Origin of the sequence: Streptomyces botrytidirepellens (assembly GCF_003721215.1) — a bacterium.
Lineage (GTDB): Bacteria > Actinomycetota > Actinomycetes > Streptomycetales > Streptomycetaceae > Streptomyces > Streptomyces himastatinicus.
The window spans coordinates 39,475-50,519 of sequence record NZ_RIBZ01000015.1; the positions used below are offsets into that span (position 1 = coordinate 39,475).

At 68.6% G+C, this 11,045-nt stretch carries 5 protein-coding genes; all 5 read left to right on the forward strand.

Translation table 11 applies throughout. The annotated features are described in order from the left end of the window. Positions 1–214: 214 nt before the first annotated feature. The 5 genes from EEJ42_RS00695 (at position 215) to EEJ42_RS00710 (ending at position 10,933) form a co-directional block, all read left to right on the forward strand. Entirely contained in the window at positions 215–6,652 is a 6,438-nt protein-coding gene (locus EEJ42_RS00695; RefSeq protein WP_342778222.1) for a polymorphic toxin-type HINT domain-containing protein, read from the forward strand. Positions 6,653–6,839: 187 nt separating this feature from the next. Continuing rightward, on the forward strand, positions 6,840–7,022 hold the full coding sequence (locus tag EEJ42_RS50125) for a hypothetical protein (RefSeq protein ID WP_184502869.1): 183 nt from the start codon (positions 6,840–6,842) through the stop codon (positions 7,020–7,022). 246 nt (positions 7,023–7,268) lie between these two features. Then, positions 7,269–8,465 (forward strand): argininosuccinate synthase, encoded by a 1,197-nt coding sequence (locus EEJ42_RS00700; RefSeq protein ID WP_123098089.1) that lies wholly within the window; start codon positions 7,269–7,271, stop codon positions 8,463–8,465. Positions 8,466–8,549: 84 nt separating this feature from the next. Beyond that, the gene (gene argH / locus EEJ42_RS00705; RefSeq protein WP_123098090.1) at positions 8,550–9,980 is read left to right on the forward strand and encodes an argininosuccinate lyase; all 1,431 of its coding nucleotides are present in this window, start codon (positions 8,550–8,552) and stop codon (positions 9,978–9,980) included. Continuing rightward, positions 9,980–10,933 carry an aldo/keto reductase gene (locus tag EEJ42_RS00710; protein WP_123098099.1) on the forward strand — a complete coding sequence of 318 codons (954 nt, stop codon included), beginning with the start codon at positions 9,980–9,982 and terminating at the stop codon, positions 10,931–10,933. Before argH ends, EEJ42_RS00710 begins: the two co-directional genes overlap by 1 nt. Positions 10,934–11,045: the final 112 nt, after the last annotated feature.

Below are 11,045 nucleotides of genomic sequence, written 5' to 3' on the forward strand. Positions count from 1 at the left end.
CGCCCTGGTCAAGAAGGGCGAGGCGGCAGACCGCGCGGCCGCCGATGCGGCCCGCCGCGACCAGGCCAGAAAGGTGACGTGGCCGAAGGCGGGGACCGCGCGTCTGTCGGTCTCCGGCCGTGGAACGGCCACGGCGCGTCCCGGAGGTCTGCCTGTCACTCTCGCCGCGGTGGGCGGGAAGTCCCGCGCTGCCGATGGCCTGAGCGTCCAGGTCATGGACCAGGCCAGCGCACGCGAGGCCGGGGTCAGAGGCGTACTGCTCAAGACCGTCGCCCCGGCAGAGGGCGGACAGGCGAGACTCGACATCGGCTACGCGGACTTCGCCGCGGCGTACGGCGGCGACTGGGCGGGCCGTCTGAACCTCGTGCGACTTCCGGCCTGTGTGCTGACGACACCGCAGAAAGCCGCCTGCCGCACGCAGACCCCGCTGCGGGCCGTCAACAAACGGCACGACGAGAAGCTGTCCACACCGCTCACCTTCGCCGCGAAGCCGGGGGGTGAGGCGAAGGTCCTCGCAGTGGCGGCCGCCGCCAAGTCCGGTCGTGGCGACTACAAGGCCACGCCGCTCTCCTCGTCGTCCACCTGGGAAGCGGGAGGCTCCTCGGGTTCCTTCACCTGGACCTACCCGTTCACCTTGCCTCCGGCGGCAGCCGGACCCGCGCCCGACCTGTCCATCGCGTACGACTCCGGCAGCGTCGACGGCCGGACGGCGAACACCAACAACCAGGGCTCCTGGATCGGCGAGGGATTCGATCTCACCTCGTCGTACATCGAGCGCAAGTACGGCAGTTGCGACGACGACGGGCAGGACGACAAGTTCGACCTGTGCTGGAAGTACGAGAACGCCTCGCTCGTGCTGAACGGCAAGGCCACGGAGCTGGTGAAGGATGACACCACCGGCACGTGGCGGCTCAGGAACGACGACGCCTCGACGGTCCAGCACTCCACCGGGGCCGACAACGGCGATGACAACGGCGAGCACTGGACCGTCACCACGGGCGACGGCACCAAATACGTCTTCGGGCTGAACAAGCTGGACGGCGCGGGCGCGGACGACCGCACGGAGTCGGTGTGGACCGTGCCGGTCTTCGGCGACGACGAAGGAGAACCCGGCTACTCCTCGGGATCCTCCTTTGGCGAGCGGCACAAGAAGCAGGCATGGCGCTGGAACCTCGACTACGTCGAGGACACCCACGACAGCGCCATGACGTACTGGTACAAGGCCGAGCACAACAACTACGCCAAGAACGGCAAGGACGACCCCGGCACCGACTACATACGGGGCGGCTATCTTAAGGAGATCCGGTACGGGCAGCGCGCCGATGCCCTCTTCTCCGCGACCCCCGCGGCGTCGAACAAGGTCACCTTCACGGTCGCCGAACGGTGCATGGCCTCCGGCAGCGGCTGCGACACGCTGAACGAGGATCACCACGACAACTGGCCGGACGTGCCCTTCGACGCGGTGTGCAAGGACGGCGACAAGTGCACCGGCAACGTCGGCCCTTCCTTCTTCACACGCAAGCGCCTGACGGACATCACCACCTCCTTCTGGAACGCGGCCGCGGCCACGCCCGGCTATGAAACCGTCGACTCCTGGGCGCTCAAGCAGACCTATCTCGATCCGGGTGACACCGGTGACTCGTCCGACCAGTCCCTGTGGCTGGACGAGATCAAGCGCACCGGAAAGCGCGGCAGCGACATCGCGCTGGACCCGGTCAGGTTCACCCACACCTGGCTCACGAACCGAGTGGATGGCGCGACGGACGACATCCTGTCGCTGGACAAGCCGCGGGTGAAGACCATCACCTCCGAGGCCGGCGCCCAGACCATCGTCGACTACGCCGAAGCCGACTGCGTCGCGGGCCGGACCATGCCGAAGGCGGATGAGAACACCAAGCGCTGCTTCCCGGTGTACTGGTCGCCCAACGGCGGAGCCGACCCACAGCTCGACTGGTTCCAGAAGTACCCGGTCACCGGTGTGCGCACCACCGACCCCAAGGGCGGCTCCGACGCCGTCGCGCACTCCTACAGCTACGAGGGAGGCGCGGCCTGGCACTACAACGAGGATCCGCTCACCCCGGCCAAGCAGCGCACCTGGTCGGAGTGGCGTGGCTTCGGCAAGGTCGTCCATCGCACCGGGGCGGGCGGCAACACGCAGTCCAGGACCGTGACCGTCTACCTGCGTGGCATGGACGGCGACCGTGTGCTCAAGTCCGACGGCAAGACCGTCGACCCGGACAAGCGGAAGACGGCCACCGTCACCGGAGTCAAGGCCGCCGAGATCACCGATTCCGACGCGTACGCCGGATTCACCCGTGAGTCGGTGACGTACAACGGCGATGCCGAGGTGTCCGGGACCATCAGCGACCCGTGGTCCAAGCGCACCGCCACCCAGCACAAGTCCTACGCGGACACCGAGGCGTACTACGTCAGGACCAAGGCCACCCACGACCGCGCCAGGATCACCAGCGGCGTCACCCCGGTGGACCGGGTCCGCAGCCAGACCACCACTTACGACGATTTCGGCATGCCCGTCACGGTCGAGGACGGCGGCGACAACGCGGTCAGCGGCGACGAGACGTGCACCCGCAAGTGGTACGCGCGCAACGACAAGGCGGGCATCAACTCACTGATCTCCCGCACGCAGACCGTGTCGCGGAAATGCTCCGTCACGGCCACTGATCTCGACCTCCCCGCCGACAGCTCGCGCCGGGGAGACGTCGTCTCCGACGCCGCCACCGCCTACGACACCACCACCTGGTCGGCGGACCAGAACCCCACCCAGGGCGAAATCCGCTGGACCGGCCGTGCGAAGGGCTACACCGACGCCAACGCCCCCGTCTGGCAGAAGGTCGAAACCACCGACTACGACACGCTGGGGCGGCCCAAGACGGTCAAGGACGCCCTGGACCGCACCACCGCCGCCACGACCTACGTCCCCGCGGCGGCCGGTCCGCTCACCTCCAGCGAGACCGCCGACGCCAAGGGCTTCAAGACCACCACCACGGTCGATCCGGCGCGGGGCTCGCCGCTCAAGGTCTCCGACCCCAACAAGAAGATCACCCAGACCGAGTACGACAGCCTCGGCCGGACTACCAAGGTGTGGCTCCCCAACCGCTCCGAAGCGCTCGACGAGAAGGCCAACTACGTATTCGCCTACAAGGTCGGCGACTCGTCCCTTCCGTGGATCTCCACGGGCACGCTCAAGGGCGACGGTTCCGGCTACAACACCACCTACGAGATCTTCGACAGCCTGCTGCGGCCCCGTCAGGTGCAGAAGCCCTCTCCGGTCGGCGGGCGCGTCATCTCGCAGACCCTGTACGACGACCGCGGGCTGGCCGTCTCCTCCCAGGACGGCATCTGGGACGAGAAGAACGGGCCGTCGGGCGAGGCGGTGCAGACCGACGGCGGTCAGGCGCCCCTTCAGACGGACACCAAGTACGACGGCGCCGCCCGGCCGGTCCAGGCCGTCACCAAGGTCCGCGGCACCGACCGGTGGAGCACGGCGACCACCTACACCGGCGACACCACCGCCACCACCGCCCCCGCGGGCGGAACCGCCACCGCCGAGGTCACCGACGTCCTGGGACGGGTCACCGAGCGCCGGGAGTACCCGGGCACCAGCCCGACCGGCGCCACGTACACGACCACGAAGCTCACCTACACACCGGACGGTGACCAGAAGACCATCGTCGGCCCGGACAAGGCCACGTGGACCTATACCTATGACCTCTTCGGGCGTCTGAGCACCGCTGACGACCCCGACAAGGGCAAGATGTCCACGCGGTACGACGAACTCGACCACATCAGTTCCACCGAGGACGCGAACAAGAACACCCTGCTGTACGAGTACGACGAGCTGGGCCGCAAGACCGGGATGTGGCAGTCGTCCAAAACGGCTGCCACCAAGCTGGCGTCATGGTCCTTCGACACCCTGGCCAAGGGTCTGCAGGACTCGTCCACACGCTATGAAGGCGGCTCCGACGGCAAGGCGTACACCCGTAAGGTCACGCGCTACAACAGCCTGTACGAGCCGACCGAGTCCCAGCTCGTCCTGCCGGGCAACGAGGCGCTGGTCCAAGCGGGCGTCCCCGCCACGCTGACCTTCTCCACCGACTACGGCCTCGACGGGACGGTCAAGAAGACCGGAGAACCGGCCGTGGGCGGGCTGCCGGGCGAGGCGGTGTCCTACACGTACAACGCGACCGGCCAGCAGCTCAGCGCGTCGGGCGCGTCCAACTACCTCCTGAGCGCCGTCTACGCCCCCGTCGGCGACCTGCGTCAGCTGGAACTGGGCACGTCCCCCGCCTCGGACAGCAAGAAGCTCTACACGAGCTACGAGTACGAGGACGGCACCCGGCGCCTGACCCGGGGCTTCACCCGTGATGAGACCTATGGGTACCTGCTGCAGGATCTGAGGTACGCCCAGGACGACGCGGGCAACGTGACGTCGATCTTCGACAGCACGAACCTCGGCGGTACCGGCAAGGCCGACTACCAGTGCTTCGGCTACGACGGCCATCGCCGCCTGACCGAGGCATGGACGCCGAGGACGGCGGACTGCGCGGCCTCCGGCCGTACCACCGCGAACCTCGACGGCGCCGCCCCGTACTGGACGTCCTACTCCTACAACGCCTCGGATCAGCGCGAATCCGAAACGCAGCACGCGGTGGCGGGCGATACGACCACCCGCTACACATACGGCACGGACAAGGGCCAGCCGCACCCGCTGGCCGAGACCCGCACCACCAAGCCGGGCAGCACATCACCCGTCACCGCCACGTACGGCTACGACGCCGTGGGCAACACCACCACGCGACCGGGCACCCAGGCCGAACAGTCACTGGTCTGGAACACCGAGGGCAAACTCGCGGCGTCCTCGGAACCGGCGAAGGGCGGTAAGGCGGCCACGGGAACCGGCTATCTCTACGACGCCGACGGCGAACTCCTCATCCGCCGGGCCACGACGGCCGACGGCGACACGGTTCTCTATCTGGGCGCCACCGAGGTCCGCCTCAGCGTCCGCGGGACAGCGAAGACCCTGACCGGTACCCGCTACTACACCGGTGCCGGTCAGACCATCGCGGAGCGGACGGGGACGAAGGGCCAGTCCACCACCAAGCTGATCTTCCTGGCCGCCGACAACCACGGCACCGGCACCCTGGCCGTCGACGCCGGCACCCGCGGGGTCACCAAGCGCTACACCACCCCCTTCGGCGCACCCCGGGGCACCAAGCCCACCGCGTGGCCGGACGACAAGGCGTTCCTCGGCAAGCCGGCGGACACCGTCACGGGTCTCACGCACATCGGCGCTCGCGAATACGACCCCGCTATCGGGCAGTTCATCAGCGTCGACCCGCTCCTCGCGCCCGAAGAGCCCCAGTCCCTCAACGGCTACGCCTACTCGGCCAACAACCCTGTCTCGTTCAGTGACCCGACCGGCCTGATGCTCTGCCGTGGCGGAATCTTCGACACCTGCGGTGCGGGCGGCGGTGCCGGGCCCACCTGCGGAGTGCCGCCGCTCAAGCCGTGCGGTGGCGGCGGTGGAGGCGGCGGAGGCGGTGGCGGTGGTGGCGGTCGCCACGGCGGCTGGGGCGGTGGCTGGGGCGGCGGCGGAGGCACAGCCTCCACCTCGTCGTCCTACCCGACCCCCGCGCCGAGCCCCGGCCCCGCGCCTGTGCCGGGCCCGTATGACGAGAAGGCGGGTACGGGATTCTTCAGCATCGTCAAAATAGCCGTCGAAATCCTTGCGCCTGACCCTGCGGAGTGGAAGAAGTGCAAAGATTTCAAACTCTCCGGCTGTGCTTGGGCCGCGGCTGATCTGCCCGGCCCCGGAAAGGGCTTGAAGGGCATCAAGATCTGGCAGAAAGCCAGAAAGGCTGAGGAGAAGGCCGACGACGCGGCCGACGCAGCGAAGACGGCCAAGAAGTGCCACAGCTTCACCGAGGAAACCCAGGTAGAACTGGCGGACGGCGAGCAGCGTGACATTGACGACGTCAAGGTCGGCGACAACGTACTTGCAACCGATCCCGAAACCGGGAAAACCGAAGCCCGTCCCGTCGTCGCGACGATTGTCACCGAAGACGACAAGGACTTCACCGACCTCACGGTGAACACCGCTGACGGCTCGGCGTCCATCATCGCCACCGACACCCACCCGTTCTGGGTGACCAGCGAGGCCCGCTGGGTGGACGCCGGTGACGTCATCACCGGCATGAAGCTCCGCACGGCCAAGGGCACGGCCGTCACGGTCACCGCCGCGCGCCACTTCACCAAGACGCAGCGCACCTACGACCTCACGGTCAGCAGCACCCACACGTACTATGTGCTGGCGGACGAGACGCCGGTCCTCGTGCACAACTCCAGCTGCCCTGTATCGATCTCCAAGGGGCGCTGGGATCACATATGGGATCGGCATGTTGTTCGCGGTGGCGAATTCCCCAATAAGAGCAAGTTCTTCACCACGAGCAAGCCGAAGATCCAGAAGATGATCAATCGTGCGCTCGATGGACAAACCCGCGACGGGGCTTACTACTACAAGTTCCCGAACCCGATTGGTAGGGACGGGGCTGGGAATGATCAGTACAACATTCGAGTCATAGTTCGCGATCGAAAACTGATCACAGCCTTCCCGTCTGAGGGGCCAGAGTGATGTGTAGACGTGACATCGAATCCCCGCTCAAGGAGGCTCCATGGGTGTAGATGTTGCTCTCGTGTGCGTAGAGCAGAACGGGAGCAGTCCGAGGCGGCGCCGGGTGAGGCAGGTGGACGTTGTCCTCGATCTTCGCGATGAGTTCGCCCGTCTTTGTGAATCGAGCGAGCTACCTATGCTCAGTCGTGTGGATCCCTACGGAACCCTGAAGTTGGGTTCGCGCGAGATGGGTCAATTCATTTCAGAAATCAATGCCGAATTCTCGCGAACGGAAGAGCATGGAGTGCAGGAGATTTTGCAAGGGGTGCTCAGGCTGGCTCGAGAATGTCAAGATCGAGACGAAATGGAATTGCGTCTTGATGGAGACTGAAAATCTGGCGTGAGATCGCTGCCGATGAAATGCGCCGACGGCCCCCACGAGCGACTCGTGGGGGCCGTCGGCGTCCCGGTGGGTGATGCGCGCGTGTCACCTGGCAGTGATCGCGCGGGCCCTGGTGGTGGCGTCGGAGCGCCGTCGCGATGTCCCGCAGTGGCCTCGTGTCGGTCTGGCGTTGACGAAACATACGGGCCAGTGCATACTTATGCCAGTCAGTGCATGGACCGTAAGGAGAAACCCGTGACCGAGCGCGTCGTACTCGCCTACTCGGGCGGCCTGGACACCTCCGTCGCCATCGGCTGGATCGCCGAGGAGACGGGCGCCGAGGTCATCGCCGTTGCCGTGGACGTCGGCCAGGGCGGTGAGGACCTGGACGTCATCCGTAAGCGCGCGCTCGCCTGCGGGGCGGTCGAGGCGGAGGTCGCGGACGCCAAGGACGAATTCGCCGACGAGTACTGCCTCCCGGCGATCAAGGCGAACGCTCTGTACATGGACCGCTACCCGCTGGTCTCGGCGCTCTCCCGGCCCACCATCGTCAAGCACCTCGTCGCCGCCGCCCGGAAGCACGGCGCCACGACCGTCGCCCACGGCTGCACCGGCAAGGGCAACGACCAGGTGCGGTTCGAGGCGGGCATCTCCTCCCTCGCGCCCGACCTGAAGTGCATCGCCCCGGTCCGGGACTACGCCATGACGCGGGACAAGGCCATCGCCTTCTGCGAGGCGAAGAGCCTGCCGATCGCGACCACCAAGAAGTCCCCGTACTCGATCGACCAGAACGTCTTCGGGCGGGCCGTCGAGACCGGCTTCCTGGAGGACATCTGGAACGCGCCGATCGAGGACGTGTACGAGTACACCTCGAACCCGGCCACCCAGCGGGACGCCGACGAGGTCATCATCACCTTCAAGGCGGGCGTCCCGGTGGCCATCGACGGCCAGCCGGTGACCGTCCTCCAGGCCATCCAGCAGCTCAACGAGCGGGCCGGGGCGCAGGGCATCGGGCGGATCGACATGGTCGAGGACCGGCTGGTCGGCATCAAGTCCCGGGAGATCTACGAGGCCCCCGGCGCCATCGCGCTGATCACCGCCCACCAGGAGCTGGAGAACGTCACCGTCGAGCGCGAGCTGGCCCGCTACAAGCGGCAGGTCGAGCAGCGGTGGAGCGAGCTGGTCTACGACGGTCTGTGGTTCTCGCCGCTCAAGCGGGCCCTGGACGGCTTCATCGCCGAGGCCAACGAGCACGTCTCCGGCGAGATCCGGATGACCCTCCACGGCGGCCGGGCCGTCGTCACCGGCCGGAAGTCGGAGCAGTCGCTGTACGACTTCAACCTGGCGACCTACGACACGGGCGACACCTTCGACCAGTCGCTGTCCAAGGGCTTCATCGAGCTGTTCGGGATGTCCAGCAAGATCGCCGCGAAGCGGGACCTTCAGCAGTAACCTGCGTAGCAGACGTAACCACACCGCCTTCCCGCCACCCGGCGGGGAGGCGGTCGCACACCCACAGCCTTGAGGAGCAACAGCGTGAGCAACGGCAACAGCGGCGACGTCCGGCTCTGGGGCGGCCGCTTCGCCGACGGGCCCGCCGAGGCACTGGAGAAGCTCAGCGCCTCGGTGCACTTCGACTGGCGCCTGGCGCCGTACGACATCGCCGGTTCCCGTGCCCACGCCCGGGTGCTCCACGCGGCCGACCTGCTGACCGCCGACGAGCTGGAGCGGATGCTCGCCGGGCTCGACCGGCTGGAGGCCGACGTCGCCTCCGGCGACTTCACCGGCACCATCGCCGACGAGGACGTGCACACCGCGCTGGAGCGCGGACTGCTGGAGCGGCTCGGCCCCGACCTCGGCGGCAAGCTGCGCGCCGGGCGGTCCCGTAACGACCAGATCGCCACCCTCTTCCGGATGTACCTGCGCGACCACGCCCGGATCATCGGTGGCCTGATCGCCGACCTCCAGGAGGCCCTGGTCGGGCTCGCCGAGGCCCACCCGGACGTCGCGATGCCCGGCCGCACCCACCTCCAGCACGCCCAGCCGGTGCTCTTCGCCCACCACGTCCTCGCCCACGTCCAGGCGATGTCCCGGAACGCGGAGCGGCTGCGGCAGTGGGACGAGCGGACGGCCGTCTCGCCGTACGGATCGGGCGCGCTCGCCGGGTCCTCGCTGGGCCTGGACCCGCAGGCCGTCGCCGCCGACCTGGGCTTCGAGCACGGCTCGGCCGCCAACTCGCTCGACGGCACGGCCGCCCGCGACTTCGCCGCCGAGTTCGGCTTCATCACCGCGATGATCGGCATCGACCTGTCGCGGATCGCCGAGGAGATCATCATCTGGAACACGAAGGAGTTCTCCTTCGTGACCCTCCACGACGCCTTCTCCACCGGCTCCTCGATCATGCCGCAGAAGAAGAACCCGGACATCGCCGAGCTGGCCCGCGGCAAGTCCGGCCGCCTCATCGGCAACCTCACCGGGCTGCTGGCCACGCTGAAGGCCCTGCCGCTCGCGTACAACCGCGACCTCCAGGAGGACAAGGAGCCGGTCTTCGACTCCTGCGACCAGCTGGAGATCCTGCTCCCCGCCTTCACCGGCATGATGGCGACGCTGACCGTCAACCGGGAGCGCATGGAGGAGCTGGCCCCCGCCGGGTTCTCGCTGGCCACCGACATCGCCGAGTGGCTCGTCCGGCAGGGCGTGCCGTTCCGGGTGGCGCACGAGGTCGCGGGCGCGTGCGTCAAGGAGTGCGAGCTGACCGGGATCGAGCTGGACCAGCTCACGGATGAGCAGTTCGCGAAGATCTCCCCGCATCTGACTCCCGAGGTGCGCAGCGTGCTGAACGTGCCGGGCGCGCTGGCCTCGCGCAGCGGGCGCGGTGGGACCGCCCCGTCGGCCGTGGCCGCGCAGCTGGCCGAGGTCAAGACGGACCTCGCCGCGCAGCGGGCGTGGGCGGACGCGAAGCGCTGATGTCCGGCTCCCTTGCTGCTGCCGCCGCCGCCACGCCGGTGTCCCGGATCGGGCTCGGCCTGGCCGCGGTCGGCCGCCCCGGCTACATCAACCTCGGCCGGGACCGGGACCTCCCGGCCGACCGCACCGTCGAGGCGATGCGGCGCCGTTCGCACGAGCTGCTGGACGCCGCGTACGCGGCGGGGGTGCGCTACCTGGACGCGGCCCGCTCGTACGGGCTTGCCGAGGAGTTCCTCGCCGACTGGCTGCGTGCCCGGCCGGAGGCGGCGGGGGACGTGGTGGTCGGCAGCAAGTGGGGCTACACGTATGTGGCCGACTGGCGGATGGACGCCGACGCCCACGAGGTCAAGGACCACTCGGTCGCGACGTACGAGCGTCAGCGTGAGGAGACCCGTGCCCTCCTCGGCGGCCACCTCGCCCTCTACCAGATCCACTCCGTGACGCCGGATTCCCCCGCGCTCACCGACCCCGCCCTCCACGCCCGACTGGCCCGGCTCGCGGCGGAGGGCGTCACGGTCGGCATTTCCACCAGCGGTCCCGCGCAGGGCGACGCGATTCGCGCCGCGCTGGAGGTCGAGGCCGATGGGGAGCCGCTGTTCCGTACGGTCCAGAGCACGTACAACCTGCTGGAGCCGTCGGCCGGGGCGGCGCTGGCGGAGGCGCATGCGGCGGGGCGGGCCGTGATCGTCAAGGAGGCCATGGCGAATGGCCGCCTGGCCGGGGCCGAGGTGCTCCGGCATGCCGCCGAGGAGCTGGGCACCACGCCGGACGCCATCGCCCTGGCGGCGGTCCTGCGGCAGCCGTGGGTGACTGTGGCCCTGTCGGGCGCGGCGACGGTGGCCCAGCTGTGGTCGAACCTGGGCGCGGCGGGACTGGGTCTCCCGGAGCTCGAAGACCTGGCGGAGCCCCCGGAGGCGTACTGGCGCACGCGCTCATCCCTCCCCTGGTCCTGACGGGGATCTAGCCCCCACCCCGCCCCTTCCCGGACCGGGGCTCTGCCCCGGCCCCCGCTCCTCAAGCGCCGGAGGGGCTGGGCCCCCGTGGCGGGGGCTCCGCCCCCTGCAC